Here is a 15,137-nt window from a genome sequence, read left to right as displayed (position 1 = left end):
GCCGGGCCCTGGCTCCCGTCTTGCATGACCGGGGGCCGGACCGTCCGCCCCCGTCCTGCATGACCGGGGCCAGACCGCCCGCCCCCGTCCTGCATGACCGGGGGCCGGGCCCTCGCTCCCGTCTTGCATGACCGGGGGCCGGACCGTCCGCCCCCGTCCTGCATGACCGGGGCCAGACCGCCCGCCCCCGTCCTGCATTACTGGGGGCCGAGCCCTCCGCCCCCGTCCTGCATGACCGGGGCGGGGCCGTCCGCCCCCGTCTCGCATGACCGGGGACCGAACCGCCCACCCCCGTCCCGCATCACCGGAGGCCGGGCCCTCCGCCCCGCCCCGCACCACCGGAGACCGAACCGCCCGCCCCCGCCCCGCATCACCGGAGGCCGGGCCCTCCGCCCCGCCCCGCACCACCGGAGACCGAACCGCCCGCCCCCGCCCCGCACCACCGAGGGCCGGGCCCTCCGCCCCCCCAGTCACTGTCACTGTCACCGTCACTCCTGGACCGACCCCTTCGGCAGGACGAATTCGCACCAGACCGCCTTGCCGCCGCCCGGTGTGCGCCGTGCGCCCCAGTTCGAGGCGATCGTGGCCACGATGGCGATGCCGCGGCCCGTCTCGTCGACGGGCTCGGCGCGGCGGCGGCGCGGCAGGTGGTCGTCCCCGTCGGTCACCTCGATGATCAGGCGGCGGTCGGTGCGGCGCAGGCGGAGGCGCATCGGCGGGGTGCCGTGCTGGAGGGAGTTCGCGACGAGTTCGCTGGCGGCCAGGACGCCCAGGTCGTGCAGGTCGGTGGGGAAGCGCCAGCTCGTCAGGACGCCGGAGGCGAAGGCGCGGGCGCGGGGCGCGGCCTCGACGCCGCCGAGGAGTTCGAGGGCGGCGTTGCGGAAGCGCTCGCCGTCGGCGCCCTTGCGGGCCGGGTGCTGGAGGACCAGGACGGCGACGTCGTCGTCGTGGTCGGCGGTGACGCCCGCCGCGCGGATCAGGCGGTCGCAGATCACCTGCGGTGTGCCGGTGGCGCCCGAGAGGGCGTGTTCGAGCGCCGCCACTCCCTCGTCGATGTCCTCGTCCCTGCGCTCCACCAGGCCGTCGGTGTACAGCACCGCCGTCGAGCCGGGGCCCAGCGGTACCGAGCCCGAGGTGTGCAGCCAGCCGCCCGTGCCGAGCGGTGGGCCGGTCGGCTCCTCGGCGCGGTGGATCGTGCCGTTCTCGTCGCGTACGAGGATGGGGAGGTGTCCTGCGGACGCGTAGACGAGGCGGCCCTCGTTCGGGTCGTGGACGGCGTAGACGCAGGTGGCGATCTGTTGCGGGTCGATCTCGATGGCGAGTCCGTCGAGCAGTTGCAGTACCTCGTGCGGAGGCAGGTCCAGGCGGGCGTAGGCGCGTACGGCGGTGCGGAGCTGGCCCATGACGGCCGCCGCGCGCACGCCCCGGCCCATCACGTCGCCGATGACCAGGGCGGTGCGACCGCCGCCGAGGGTGATCACGTCGTACCAGTCGCCGCCGACCGCGGCCTCGGTGCCGCCGGGCTGGTAGGTGGCGGCGATGCGCAGGTCGTCGGGTTCCTCCAGCTCCTGCGGGAGCAGGGAGCGCTGGAGGGTGACGGCGGTGCGGCGCTGTTCGCGCTCGCTGGTGCGCAGCCGCTCGGCGGCTTCCGCGTGGTCGGTGACGTCGGCGGCGAAGATCAGGACGCCCGGTCCCTCGGCGGTCTCCAGCGGGGTGCAGGTGACGGTGTAGGAGCGGCCCGCGGCGGTTCTGCGGGACTTGACCGTGCGGGGCTTCGCGCTGCGCAGCACCTGGTCGAGCAGGGGGAGCAGGCTCAGTTCGTCGAGTTCGGGCAGGGCGTCGCGGGCGGGTTCGCCGGCGGGCCGGTCGCCGAAGGCGGCCACGTACGCGTCGTTGACGTAGGCGATGCGGTGGTCAGGGCCGTGGACGAGGGCGACGAGGCCGGGGATGCGGTCGAGGACGTCGCGGACGGGCAGCTCGTCCACTGCGCCGCCGGTGGCGTCCTGCCCGGGGTCGTCGGGCAGGTGCTCCGCCCGGGCCGCGGGGACGCCGCTCTCGCCTCGCGGGGTCGGGCCGTGGTCGGCCCGCGCTGCGGCGCGGCGCTGCGTTCCGGGGAGCCGGGCGCTCCAGCGCGTGAAGTTCACTGTGGGGCAAGCCTCGTGGGGTCTTGGGCGGGCGACGGTGCCCGCCCGGGTTCGTGGACCAGTCTGGCCGACCGTACTGACAAACGTCAGATGCCGGTCCGACGGCGGGAGTTGTGGTGTCGGGCGTGGGTCGTCGTCGCCTGTGGGTGTCGTGGGGGGACGAAGGGTGACGACCGGACAGGTCAAGAAGCGTTGTTCGGGCTTCCGTTCGACGGCGGGGAGGGGTCCTCAGGGGGGACGGTCCCGGCCGCGAGTTCGAATTCGGCGCGTGGCCGCTCCAGCGAGCCCAGGGAGACGATCTCCCGCTTGAACAGCCCGGAGAGGGTCCATTCGGTCAGGACGCGGGCCTTCCGGTTGACGGTGGGCACCCTGCTGAGGTGGTAGACGCGGTGCATGAACCAGGCAGGGTAGCCCTTCAGCTTGCGTCCGTAGACGTGTGCGACACCTTTGTGCAGCCCCAAGGAGGCCACCGATCCTGCGTACGCGTGCGCGTAATCCGTGAGCGGCTCTCCGCGCAGGGACGCCGCCACGTTGTCGGCGAGCGTCCTGGCCTGGCGCACCGCGTGCTGGGCGTTGGGCGCGCACACCGCGCCGGGCTCCGCCGAGGTGAGGTCGGGGACGGCGGCCGCGTCGCCCGCGCCCCAGGCGTGCGGCGCGCCGTCGACGGCGAGGGCGGCGGTGCACCTCAGCCGTCCCCGGTCGGTCAGCGGGAGGTCGGTGGCGGCGAGCAGCGGACTCGGTTTGACGCCGGCCGTCCACACGACCGTACGGGTGGGGAAGCGGGAGCCGTCGCTGAGGACGGCGGTGCGGTGCTCGCAGGATTCGAGGCGGGTGCCGAGGCGTACGTCGACGTTGCGGCCGCGCAGTTCCCGGATCGTGTACTGGCCCATCTCGGGGCCGACCTCCGGCAGGATCCGGTCGGACGCCTCCACGAGGATCCATTTCAGGTCCTCGGGCTTGACGTTGTGGTAGTACTTCGCCGCGTACCGGGCCATGTCCTCCAGCTCGCCGAGCGCCTCCACGCCCGCGTAGCCGCCGCCGACGAAGACGAAGGTGAGGGCGGCGTCGCGGACCGCCGGGTCGCGGGTGGAGGAGGCGATGTCGAGCTGTTCGATGACGTGGTTGCGCAGCCCGACGGCCTCCTCGACCGTCTTGAACCCGATGCCGTGCTCGGCGAGGCCGGGGACCGGGAGCGTACGGGAGACGGATCCGGGGGCCAGGACCAGTTCGTCGTAGGTGAGCGTGGCCGCGCCCGTGCCCTCGTCCTTGCTGGCCAGCGTGGTGTAGGTGGCCGTGCGCTTGGTGTGGTCGACGGAGAGGACCTCGCCGACGATCACCCGGCAGTGCTCCAGGACGCCGCGCAACGACACGACGACGTGGCGCGGGGAGATCGAACCGGCGGCGGCCTCGGGCAGGAACGGCTGGTACGTCATGTACGGGTCGGGGGTGACGACGACGATCTCCACGGCGCCGCTTCTGAGCTCCGCCTTGAGCTTCTTCTGGAGGCGAAGGGCGGTGTACATCCCGACGTAGCCGCCACCGACAACGAGAATGCGCGCAGGTTCCCTCACCCTCCCATGACGCACCGCCCTCTGGCGTTTGTCCACAGCCCCGGCAATTTGTGTGACAGGGCGCGGGTGGGCGCGCCGTTCGGCGTGTCGCCGGTGTGCCGGACAGGTGCGCAGGTCAGCGCGTGACGGCGGGAGTTGGGCGAGGGGGGCAATCGGGGCGGAATCGCCGCGTACTCCGTTCGAGGGACGCTCCGTGCGGAACCTAACCCTTCTGAATTGACCCCCTCTCAACTATGTTCGTGTGCTGTCGGGGTGTCGGGGGGATGCGCTGCGGGCCGCAGGGGCGGCCCGGAAAAGGCTGTTCTGTTCCCCACGTTCCGGCTGACAATGACGGGGAGTGTCTCCGGGGGGAGACGTCATTACCGGGGGAACACATATGCACATTCAGGAAACGCAATGGTCCTCAGCGCCCACCGTCGCGCCCACGGGCGTCTCGGGAGGCGCGGGCGGGCGGGGGGCGGGCGACGGCTCGCGCTCCACGCCGCTGCGGGTGGACGCCCAGCGCAATCTCGAACACGTGCTGCGCGCCGCCCGTGAGGTCTTCGGCGAGCTGGGGTACGGGGCGCCCATGGAGGACGTGGCGCGCCGCGCACGCGTCGGTGTGGGCACGGTCTACCGGCGCTTCCCCAGCAAGGACGTACTGGTGCGACGGATAGCCGAGGAGGAGACGTCCCGGCTGACGGACCAGGCGCGTACCGCGCTCGGTCAGGAGGACGAGCCGTGGTCGGCGCTCTCGCGCTTCCTGCGGACCTCGGTCGCCTCGGGCGCGGGCCGGCTGCTCCCTCCGCAGGTGCTGCGGGTGGGCGTCGCCGACGAGCGCTCCGAAGGCGTACGGGACGAGACGCGCGTCCCGGAGCAGCGCAGTGGGGCGCCGGAGCTGCGCCTCGTCGAGCAGCGGTCCAGTGTGCTCGACGCGGACGCCGGCGCGGACGACACCGGGGCGGCGGCGCTGCTCGAGGTCGTCGGCCGGCTCGTGGACCGCGCTCGCGCGGCCGGTGAGCTGCGCCCCGACGTGACGGTGTCGGACGTCCTGCTGGTCATCGCCACGGCGGCGCCCTCGCTGCCGGACGCGGCCCAGCAGGCGGCGGCGTCGGCGCGGCTGCTCGACATCCTTCTCGAGGGGTTGCGGTCACGGCCGTAGGCAGTTCGTTGGCCCCTACCCCTAATGAGTGAACGATAGTGCTCAGGTACGGCAGATCTCCACGGATGAGTGGTTGCTGTGCAGGGGAAGGACCGGTGGGCCCCCGGCGTGTCACTCTTTCCCGGTGTACGGGTCAGAGTATGCGGGCGGGGGCTTACCGCGATGAGCGTCGACGAGCGGGACGAACGGGATCCGGACGGGCGCGTGGGGGTGTCCGGGGAACCCGGTGAAGTCGACGGGCCCGGTGCGGCCGTGCCCGCTCAGCGTGGCGGCCCCGTGGCCGACGCCGATCTGATCGACCGGATGCGCGCGGGCGACGACAGCGCGTACGAGGAGCTGTACCGCCGGCACGCCGGTGCCGTCCGCCGTTATGCCCGTACCTGTTGCCGCGACGCGCACACCGCCGACGATCTGACCGCCGAGGTGTTCGCGCGCATGCTCGGCGCCGTGCGCGGCGGCGCCGGCCCCGAGCACGCGGTGCGCGCCTATCTGCTGACCACGGTGCGCCGCGTCGCCGCGCACTGGGCGAAAACGGCCAGGCGCGAGCAGCTGGTCGAGGACTTCGCCGTGTTCGCCACCCAGGCGGCGCGCGCCCACGAGGTCTCGGACGACGACACGCTCGACCTCGGCGCCGACGTCGTCACCATGCGCGAGGCCGAGCAGTCCATGGCGATGCAGGCGTTCCGCTCGCTGCCCGAGCGCTGGCAGGCCGTGCTCTGGCACACCGAGGTCGAGGACGAGTCGCCCAGCGAGGTCGCCACGCTCTTCGGCCTCGACGCCAACGGCACGCGCGTCCTCGCCAAGCGCGCCCGCGAAGGGCTCAAGGAGGCCTACCTCCAGGCGCACGTCTCCGCCACCCTCACCGAGTCCGAGGAGTGCGCCCGCTACGCCGACCGGCTCGGCGCCTACGCGCGCGGCAGCCTCCGTACGCGCGCCGAGCGCGGCCTGCGCAAGCACATGGAGGAGTGCGCCAAGTGCCGCCTCGCGGCCGGCCAGATCAAGGAGGTCGCCAGCGGGATCCCGGGCGTCGTCCCCGTCGCGGTCATCGGCTGGTTCGGCGCCGCCGGGTACGCGAAGGTGGCCGCGCTCATCGGCGGCGGCAGCGCGAGCGCGGCGGGCGCCGGGGCCGCCGCCGCGGCCAGTGGCGGCTCGTCCGGCGGCGGTACGGCCGGCGGGGCCGCGGCCGAAGGGCTCGGGGCGCCCGCGAAGGCCGGGATCGCGGCGGGTGTGGTGGCGGCCGGGATCGCGGTCGCCGTGGCCATCGCGCTCTCCGGTGCGCCGCGGCCGGTGGAGGAGGAGACCAGGGCGGAGAAGCCGCCCCTCTCGCAGCCGGTTCCTTCGCGGGCGCCGTCGAAGGCTCCCTCCGAGGCACCTTCGGAGGAGCCCGCACAGGCGCCTCACCGGGGTTCTTCGGTGGGGCCGTCGGCGGGGCCTTCGGTCAGTCCATCGGTCAGTCCATCAGTAGGGTCGTCGGTCAGTCCTTCGGTGGGGCCGTCGCCGGCCGAGCCCGCTCCTTCCTCACCGGCGTCCTCGGCCTCGCCGTCGCCGTCTTCAGAGCGCCCGGCTCCGCCCGCACCGACCACGCCCCGGCCCGAGCCGACGCCGCCCGCCGTCTTCCAGTGGAACGAGCTGAAGTACGGCGTCACCGGCGACGGCACCGCGCCCGAGATGCGGCTCGGCGAGAGCAGCTGGGTGTGGCAGCGGTACGGCATGTCGATCGACGGCAAGCGGTACGCGCACGGGGTCTCCGTGCACGCCCGTTCCTCCGTCACCATCGACCTCAACCGCGCCTGCACCGCCTACGACGCGTCCGCCGGGGTCGACGACATGACGCTCGGGCTCGGCGCCGTCCGCTTCTCCGTCTACGTCGACGGGGCGCGGGCCTGGAGCTCACCGGTCGTCCGGGGACGGGACGCGGCCGTGCCCGTGCACGTCGACCTCACCGGGCACAAGACGATCCGGCTCGTCGCCGAACCGCGTACGCCCTTCGGCTCGGTGGCGCTCGCCGACTGGGCGGAATCGCGGTTCACCTGCGGCTGAGCTCCGCCAGGACCTGTTCGTGGGTGAGGGCCGCGCCCCTCGCCTCCTCCGCCTCGTACCGCGTGTCGCCCAGCTCCGCCCTGGCCCGGGCGGTCAGGGCCTCGCGCTCGGCCCGCTCCGGCATCGGGCGGATCATGCCGCCGCGCAGCACGTCCGACGCCGCGAACAGCCGCACGGCGCCCACCACGTCTCCGCTGCGCGCCAGCAGCTCCGCGCCCGCGTCGGTCAGGCCCGCGACGACCGTCTCCGCGCAACGCTCCAGCTCCGCCTCCCGGAGCACGTCCCTGAGCAGCGCCAGGGCCGCCTCCGGGCCCTTCTCCGCCGCCGTGATGCGGGTGTCGGCCAGCCCGATGGCCGCCGTGAACTGCGGCGGGGGCGTGCCCGCGTCCGACGCCGCCCGGGCCCGCTCGCACAACTCGCGCGCGTGGGCCACCTCCCCGTCCGCCAGGGCGAGCTGCGCCCGCAGCAGCGCCACGAACGCCGTCGTGTCCATCGTCCCGTGCTGCTCCGCCTCCTCGCTCGCCACGTCGAGGGCCTTCTCCGCGGTGTCCCGGTCGCCCTCCCGGTACGCGATCTCCGCGAGCCGCGCCATCAAGAACGGCGTCTCCGCGTACGCCCCCACCTCATGGGCGAGGCGCCACGCCTCCTCGAACTCCTCCTTCGCCTCCGCCAGCCGCCCGCGCCCGATCGCGGCCTCCCCCGCCGCGCTGCACACCTGCGCCCGCATCCACCGGTCGCCCACCCTGCGGCTGATGGCGCGCAGCTCCAGCAGGTCGCCGTCCACGCCGTCCATCTTTCCCGGCATGTCGACAGCCGCGTGCGTACGGAACATCAGCGTCACGCCCAGCTCCCAGTCACCGCCGTAGCGGCGGCAGTTGTCGACCGCCGCGTCCAGCGCTCCGCGCACGTCCGGCCACTTCTCGCTGCGCAGCAGGAACAGGGAGAACGGCCAGATGATGCCGGGGAAACGGGCGCTCTGCGGGTTCGGCGGCTCGAACGCCGACCGCACCCGTTCCACGTACTCCGCGTCGCCCTCACCGGCCAACGCGTCCTGCGGCCTCGAATCCGTGATCAGGAAGAGGGAGAGGAGGCGGAGGTTCATGCGGGGCCAGTACAGCGGGTCGTCCCGGTCATCCGGGTCATCCGGGTCATCCGGGTCGCCCAAGGTCGTGCGGTCCGGCATGAGCTGCTCGATTGCCTCGGCCCAGGCCAAGCCCTCCAGGCGGTAGTTGCGCAGCCACCAGAACCAGCCCATGTCCAGGGCCACGGCGATCGCGCTCTCCTCGTCCAGGAGGGCCGAGTCGCTCGTCGCGCGCGCCAGCGCTACGCGGATGTTGTCGAGCTCCGTCTCCAGGCGGTCGATCCACGGCAGTTGCTCCGCCGAACGCAACTTGGGGGCGGCCTCGGCGGCCAGCGCCCGTACGTAGGCGATGTGGCGGCGCTGGGCCGCCAGGCGCAGGTCGGGGGTTTCAGCGGCCCGTTCCGACGCGTACTCGTGGATGGTCTCCAGCATGCGGTAGCGCATGGTGGGGGTTTGGGGTTGGGGTGGGGTTCCGGGTTGGGGTGGTGTCCCAAGTTGGGGTGGTGTCCCAGGTTGGGGTGGCGTTGCCACCAAGAGGCTTTTGTCCAGCAGGGCGCCGATCGTGTCCGCCACCGTTTTCCCGTCGCCGCAGACCGCCTCCGCCGCCTCCAGGTCCCAGCCGCCCGCGAACACCGACAGCTCGCGCAGCGCCGTACGCTCACGCTCCTCCAGCAGGTCCCACGACCAGTCCACCACCGCCCGCAACGTCTGCTGACGCGGCAGGACCGTACGGCTCCCGCTCGTCAGGAGGCGGAACCTGTCGTCCAGGCGGTCCGCGATCTGGCGCGGCGTGAGCAGCCGCAGCCGCGCCGCCGCCAGCTCGATCGCCAGCGGCAGCCCGTCCAGGCGGCGGCAGATCTCGGCCACCGCCTCCGGGTCGCCGTCCGGGTCGAAGTGCGGGCTCACCGTCCGCGCGCGCTCCGTGAACAGGCGGTGCGCCGGGTCCGGGGGCAGCGGCTCGACCGGGCGCACGGACTCGCCCGGTACGCCCAGCGGTTCCCGGCTCGTGGCCAGGATCTTCAGGTCCGGGCAGTGCGTGAGCAGCGTCTCGGCGAGTTGGGCCACCGCGTCGATCACGTGCTCGCAGTTGTCAAGGATCAGGAGCAGGCCGCGGTTCGCGCAGTGCTCGATGAGCAGCGCGGTCGGGTCGTCCTGCGGGCCCGACGACAACTCGCTCGTCTTCAGGACCGTCTCGCGCAGGCGCAGCGCGCTCACGACCGCGCCCGGGACCGCCCTCGGGTCGTCCAGCAGGGCCAGCTCCACCAGCCAGGCGTGCGGGATCGGGGCGGCGGCCTCCTCCGCCAGGCGGGTCTTGCCCGAGCCGCCCGGGCCCGTGAGGGTGACCAGGCGGGCGGCTCGTAGGTCCGCACGGATGGCGGCGAGTTCGGGTTCCCGGCCGACGAAGGAGTTGAGGCGGGGGCGGAGGTTGCCGGGCGGGAGGTCCGGGGTTCTGGGCGGTGGCGGTGCTTGTGTGGCCGTCAGCAGTTCCGTGTGCAGGGCCTTGAGTTCCGGGCCGGGGTCCGTGCCGAGGGCCTCCGCCAGGGTGCGGCGGGTCTCCTCGTAGGCCGCCAGGGCGTCCGCGTTCCTGCCCGCCTCGCGCAGCGCCTTGATCAGGAGTACGTGCAGGGGTTCGTCGTACGGGTACGCCGTCGTCAGCTCCCGCAGCTCCGGTACGAGGTCGGAGGCGCGGCCCAGACGCAGATCCGCGGCCACGCGCGCGCGGGTCGCCTCCAGGCGCATCGCCTCCGGGCGGGTGGCCGCGGTGTGGTCGGGGAGATCGGCGAGGGCCGGGCCGCGCCACAGGGCGAGGGCCTCGCGCAGGATGCGGGCGGCTGACGCCGGGTCGTCGGCGGTCAGGGCGTCCGTGCCCTCGCGGACCAGGCCCTCGAAGACGTACAGGTCGATGTCGGCGCGGGTCGCCGTGAGGCGGTAGCCGCCTGTCTCCGAGGTGACCGCGTCCTTGCCGAGGGCTCGGCGCAGGCGGCCTACGAGGGCCTGCAGGGCGGCTGGGGCGTCGGCGGGTGGGGTGTCGGCCCAGACGTCGTCGATGAGGGCGTCGAAGGGGGCCGTGCGGGGGGTGTGCAGGGCCAGGGAGGTGAGCAGCGCGCGCAACCGCGGACCGCCCACGGGTATGGCGACCCCGCGTTCGTCATACGCCTGAGCCGAGCCAAGAATCGAGTACTGCACCTGAGCATTGTCACTGCTGCGACGGGGAGGGGTGAGCAGGACAGCGCGGACGCACATGCGAGGGCGCGGCAGGGCCGGGCGTACATGCGAGGGCGCTGTAGGGCGCGGTCGGTCGGATGGTGGGGCGGGGCCGCGCCGGGGTACCTCCTCGGCCGGATAGGTCTGATCCCCCACGGTCCGCCAGAGGGCGGGTCACCCGGCACTGAATTCCAGCGGTGTCCTGCGGGGGCACCCCGACACGTCCCCTCCCGTGGCGACGCGGGTGCACCCCGGTGGCCCATACGGTCACCAATCCCCGCCACCTTGGACAATCTGCCGTCCCCCCCCCTGCCCGCCTTGGGCAACTTGCCGCCCGCCTCCCCCACCCCGAACGCCTCCGCCCCGCTTGGGGCAACGTGCCACTCCCCGCACCTCCCCACCCCGGGCGCCCCACCCCGCCGCGGGCAACCTGCCGCTCCCCCCACCTCCCCACCCGGGCCGCCCCCGCCCCGCCGTGGGCAACCTGCCACCCCCCGCACCCCCACCCGGGGCGCCCCCGCCCCCGCCTTGGGCAATCTGCCGCCTGGGGCGGCAGGGTGGGCAAGGCGGCCCCCCAGCGCCGGGTGACCATGCGAGCAGGCCCCAGCGAACACCCTGCCCCGCCCGCCACGGACAAGGTTGCGCCCAGGGCGTCACCCGTGCCCGCACGCGAGACCCCGAGAGCCGTCTCAGCCCGGGCGGCGCATGTCGGAAGGGCCGCGCAAGGGTTCGGGGGACTCGTTCTACCCCGGGCCACCGCCAAGAACGGGCCCGCTCGGAGAGCCCGGTGTCTAGTGGCGCGGGCCCGATCCGAGGGCCCTGTCCGGGACGACGCTGCCCGTGGGAACCGCGCGGGCCCGCGCAGGCGTGCCGGTCCAACACGTGCCGCGCCGCGCCAGCAGCCGCCGCAACCACAGCTCCAGTCCGACCAGGTCCGCCAGCCCGTCCAGCGGCAAGGGCTCACCGTCCGCCGCGGCCCGCAGCGCCTTGCGCACCGTACGCGCTTCGATCAACCCGGTCTGCGCGAGCAGCGGCGTGTCGAAGAGGGCGATCAACCGGTCCGCCGACGCCCGCAGCCCCGTGCGGGCCGCCGCCGCGGACGACGCGTGCGACGGCGCCCCCCACCCCGGCGGCAGGTCCCCGACCCCGGCGCCCTCCAGGACCGTACGCAGGATGGACGCACGGGCGCCCGGCTGGACGCGCAGCGCTTCGGGGAGCGCGCGGCAGGCCCGGACCACCTGGTTGTCGAGGAACGGCGCGTGCAGCCGCTGGAAGCGGATCTCCGCGGCTTGTTCGAGGATGCGGAGGTCGGCGGCGTGGCGGGCCAGCACCGCACGGGCCCGGAGTTCGCCGGGGCGCTGGGCGGGCCCCAACCCCGGTCGTGCCGTGCCGAGTTGCAGGCGAACCGATACTTCAGCGAGCGCCTCACCGGTGAGCCAGCGCGCGGCGGGGCCGGGCCTGGCCCAGTTCAGCGCGGCCAGGGACGCTCCGACGGGGCCGCCCGGTTCGTCGAAGCTGCGGTGGAGGAGGCGGTCGGCGAGATGGGACAGGCCCGCCTTGTAAGGCGTACGGGCCAGTTTGCGGGCCGCGCCGTACACGCGCGCGGGCACCGCGAGCGAGCCGCCGTCCGCCTTGGTGAGCGCCGCCATGGGGCGGACCATGTGGCGGCGGCGTCGGTCCATGAGGAGGTCGGTGAGGCGGGCGGGGTGCGCGTCCAGGACTTGGCGTGCCCCGTAGCCCGTGAAGTGGTCGGCGCTGCCGGAGGCCAGGCGTGCGCGGTGGCGGGCCGCCGTGACCAGGACGGCGCTCGGTTCGTCCGTGAGCGGGCCGTCCAGGTCCGCGTAGGGGAGCGCCTCTTCGCCCGCCGCCACCACTACGTGGTGCAGGCGGGGGTTGGCCGCGATCGCTCCCGCCCGTTCCAGCTCCGCCTCGCGCGTGGCCGTCGCCGTGGTCGAGGAGATGTCGTTGAAGGTGACCGCGAGGAGGCGTTCGCCCGCCCCCGTGCCGTGGCCCAGGACCGTGCCGGGCATGCCGGGCAGCCCCGCCGCCAGGAGCGCGAGGGTGCCGGAGGCCGGGCCGCCCGAGAGGTCCGCCCCGATGCCGGGTACGGGCATCCCGCGCGCGGCACGCCGTTCCGCCGGGCCCATGCCCGGTACCGGGCCGGGGTCGAGGTCGGTGCCGGGTACGTGGCGGGGGGCGGCCAGGCGGGCTCGTACGGCGTCCACCAGCGCGTCCCGTACGCCCGCCACCGCCGTGTCCGGGTCCACCGGTGCCGCGCCCACCGCGAGGGACGCCACCGCCTCGTAACCGGCGATCTCACGCGCGCCCGCGCGCAGGATCAGCGCGTGGCCGGGCGGGATGCGGCGTACGCCCTCGTACGGGGTCGAGTCCTGGAGCGCCTCGGGGACGTCGGGGGTGGCGAGCAGTGCGGCGAGGTGGCCGACGTCCAGGTTCGCCTCGATGAGGTCCGCGAGGGGCAGCGCGGCGGTCGCGTAGGCCGTGCCGCCCGCCCAGGGCGTGTAGAAGACGGGGCGGGCGCCTGCCACGTCGCCGATGACCATCACGCGGCGGCCGACCTGGACGACGGCCGTGTAACTGCCGGGCCAGTTGGTGAGGTGACGCAGTGCGCCCCCGCGCGCCGTGAGGAGGCCCAGGCGGAGTTGTTCGTCGGTCGCCCCGCACACGCCGAGGACGGCGATGCGCGTCTGGTCGTCGACCTTCACCATGCGCACTTCGTCGGGGCGCCAGTCGCCGACCGCCCACAGCGGATCCGGGTCGCCCCACAGGAGTTGGGAGCCGACCGGATGTACCGTTTCGCCGTCCGTTCCGTAGGCCCCCGCGGACTCGAAGGCAAGGGGCCCCGCGGTGGCACTGCTCCACCCCACCAACCACCGCATCGCCGCCTCCACGCGCTGTGGACAACCCAAGGGCTCTACATGCTGCCACGAAGGAGGCGGGACAGAGGGGGCAAGTAGGGGGTGAGCCATGATGTGTGCTCCCCCCAATGCGCCCCTTTCGAGCCGTGGTTGAACCGCCGCACCACCAAGGAGGGGGAGGAATACGGGGGCGAGTTTCGGCCAAATCGGCCGCCGGTGGCCGGAGCGGGTCGCCCCGCTTCGGCCACAGCGCGCAACGCACGGTCCGGGAGGCACCCATCGCCTCCCGGACCGGTCCGCCGCCCGCGGGGATGTAGGCGGCGGTGTCCCCCAGCCCACTGGATCCAGTACAGCGGGCCGACCCACGCAGTTCTCATCGAAGCGCTCCGCCCGTACCCGGGTAAGAGCGCACGGACAGGCGCACGGCGCCACAACCGGAGCACACGGTCACAGGGCGTGGCGTGCGCCGTGGTCCGGACCGAACAAGAATCCCGCCATCCGGATCTGCGCCACTTAACGCTTGGGATTCGGCGAACTACTCTGGGTGTACGAATGCCGCGCGGTTATGCCAGTCCAGAGGACCGGCGAGGTGTTGCGGCGGCAGCCGTCTGTGTCGAGGGGTGGCGCATGTCCAGGGAGCTACGCGGACCGAACGAGAAGCTCGGCGCCGTTCTCGCCCTCGCGGGAATCAGCAACGCGGGACTGGCGCGCCGCGTCAACGACCTCGGTGCACAGCGCGGGTTGACCCTTCGCTACGACAAGACCTCGGTGGCGCGCTGGGTGTCGAAGGGCATGGTGCCGCAGGGCGCCGCCCCGCACCTCATCGCCGCCGCCATAGGCCAGAAGCTCGGCCGGCCCGTGCCGCTGCACGAGATCGGCCTCGCCGACGCCGACCCCGCGCCCGAGGTCGGCCTCGCCTTCCCGCGCGACGTCCGCGCGGCCGTGAAGTCGGCCACCGAGCTGTACCGGCTCGACCTCGCGGGTCGCCGGGCGGGCAGCGGCGGCATCTGGCAGTCCCTGGCCGGATCCTTCGCGGTGAGCGCTTACGCGACCCCCGCCTCGCGATGGCTGATAACCCCGGCCGACTCGTCGGTCGCGCGCGAGGCCCACCTCAGTGAGGAGGGCTCGCCGCAGAAGGTCGGCCACAGTGATGTGGTGAAGCTGCGGGAGGCCGCGCAGGACGCGCGGCGCTGGGACTCCAAGTACGGCGGCGGGGACTGGCGTTCGTCGATGGTGCCCGAGTGCCTGCGGGTCGAGGCGGCGCCGCTGCTCCTCGGCTCCTACTCCGATGACGTGGGGCGCTCGCTGTTCGGCGCCTCGGCCGAACTGACGCGGCTCGCCGGGTGGATGGCGTTCGACACCGGGCAGCAGGAAGCCGCGCAGCGGTACTACATCCAGGCGCTCCGGCTCGCGCGGGCGGCGGCGGACGTGCCGCTCGGGGGCTACGTGCTCGCCTCCATGTCGCTTCAAGCCACCTATCGCGGGTTCGGGGACGAGGGCGTCGATCTCGCGCAGGCCGCCGTCGAGCGCAACCGGGGGCTCGCCACCGCCCGCACCATGAGCTTCTTCCGGCTCGTCGAGGCACGCGCGCACGCACGCGCGGGTGACGCGCAGGCCGCCGGTGCCGCCTTACGGGCCGCCGAAGGGTGGCTGGAGCGCTCCCGCGAGGGCGACAGCGACCCCTCCTGGCTGGGCTTCTACTCCTACGACCGGTTCGCCGCGGACGCCGCCGAGTGCTACCGGGACCTGAAGGCGCCGCGCCAGGTGCGCAGGTTCACCGAGCAGGCCCTTTCGCGGCCCACCGAGGAGTTCGTGCGCTCGCACGGGCTGCGCCTCGTCGTGTCGGCCGTCGCCGAACTGGAGTCGGGCAACCTGGACGCCGCCTGCGAGCAGGGCACCCGCGCCCTGGAGGTCGCGGGCCGGATCTCCTCCGCGCGGACCACCGAGTACGTGAAGGACCTGCTGCACCGCCTCGAACCGTACGGCGACGAGCCGCGGGTGGTCGAGCTGCGGGAGCGGGCCCGGCCGCTGCTCATGGCTCCGGCGTGATCCGGACGTCCACCGGGGGCCCGTGCCCTC

General features: G+C 74.0%; 7 protein-coding genes. 3 read left to right on the top strand and 4 right to left on the bottom strand.

Features of this window, described 5'->3' with window-relative positions; all coding sequences use genetic code 11:
• Window positions 1–488 precede the first annotated feature (488 nt).
• The gene (locus ABZ877_RS29310) at window positions 489–2,144 is read right to left on the bottom strand and encodes a SpoIIE family protein phosphatase (RefSeq protein WP_361076888.1); all 1,656 of its coding nucleotides are present in this window, start codon (window positions 2,142–2,144) and stop codon (window positions 489–491) included.
• A 182-nt stretch (window positions 2,145–2,326) separates the two neighbouring features.
• The gene (locus ABZ877_RS29305; RefSeq protein WP_361076885.1) at window positions 2,327–3,715 is read right to left on the bottom strand and encodes an NAD(P)/FAD-dependent oxidoreductase; all 1,389 of its coding nucleotides are present in this window, start codon (window positions 3,713–3,715) and stop codon (window positions 2,327–2,329) included.
• A 376-nt stretch (window positions 3,716–4,091) separates the two neighbouring features.
• On the opposite strand from ABZ877_RS29305, the gene ABZ877_RS29300 reads away from it, so the two are divergent.
• Window positions 4,092–4,856: a helix-turn-helix domain-containing protein gene (locus ABZ877_RS29300; protein WP_361076882.1), complete on the top strand. Its 765-nt coding sequence runs from the start codon at window positions 4,092–4,094 to the stop codon at window positions 4,854–4,856.
• Window positions 4,857–5,018: 162 nt separating this feature from the next.
• Window positions 5,019–6,896 carry a sigma-70 family RNA polymerase sigma factor gene (locus ABZ877_RS29295; RefSeq protein ID WP_361076879.1) on the top strand — a complete coding sequence of 626 codons (1,878 nt, stop codon included), beginning with the start codon at window positions 5,019–5,021 and terminating at the stop codon, window positions 6,894–6,896.
• Here ABZ877_RS29295 and ABZ877_RS29290 read toward each other — a convergent pair.
• Together ABZ877_RS29290 and ABZ877_RS29285 are read right to left on the bottom strand one after the other, a co-directional pair.
• Complete coding sequence (locus tag ABZ877_RS29290) at window positions 6,883–10,164, bottom strand: BTAD domain-containing putative transcriptional regulator (protein ID WP_361076876.1); 3,282 nt, start codon at window positions 10,162–10,164, stop codon at window positions 6,883–6,885. The genes ABZ877_RS29295 and ABZ877_RS29290 overlap by 14 nt on opposite strands.
• An 809-nt stretch (window positions 10,165–10,973) precedes the next feature.
• Window positions 10,974–13,079 carry an asparagine synthase-related protein gene (locus ABZ877_RS29285; RefSeq protein ID WP_361076874.1) on the bottom strand — a complete coding sequence of 702 codons (2,106 nt, stop codon included), beginning with the start codon at window positions 13,077–13,079 and terminating at the stop codon, window positions 10,974–10,976.
• Between the two features lie 606 nt (window positions 13,080–13,685).
• On the opposite strand from ABZ877_RS29285, the gene ABZ877_RS29280 reads away from it, so the two are divergent.
• A complete protein-coding gene (locus tag ABZ877_RS29280; RefSeq protein ID WP_361076871.1) occupies window positions 13,686–15,107 on the top strand; it encodes an MFS transporter in 1,422 nt (473 codons plus the stop codon).
• Window positions 15,108–15,137 lie beyond the last annotated feature (30 nt).

The sequence above is a fragment of the Streptomyces sp. NPDC046939 genome (genome assembly GCF_040644575.1).
In the GTDB taxonomy this organism is placed as follows: Bacteria; Actinomycetota; Actinomycetes; order Streptomycetales; family Streptomycetaceae; genus Streptomyces.
This window is presented reverse-complemented; position numbering and strand designations above follow the sequence as displayed.

Excerpts from the sequence above, each read along its gene's own strand:
- ABZ877_RS29300 (WP_361076882.1), top strand. The coding sequence starts at position 4,092 with ATGCACATTCAGGAAACGCAATGGTCCTCAGCGCCCACCGTCGCGCCC.
- ABZ877_RS29295 (WP_361076879.1), top strand. The coding sequence starts at position 5,019 with ATGAGCGTCGACGAGCGGGACGAACGGGATCCGGACGGGCGCGTGGGG.
- ABZ877_RS29285 (WP_361076874.1), bottom strand. The coding sequence starts at position 13,079 with ATGCGGTGGTTGGTGGGGTGGAGCAGTGCCACCGCGGGGCCCCTTGCC.
- ABZ877_RS29280 (WP_361076871.1), top strand. The coding sequence starts at position 13,686 with ATGTCCAGGGAGCTACGCGGACCGAACGAGAAGCTCGGCGCCGTTCTC.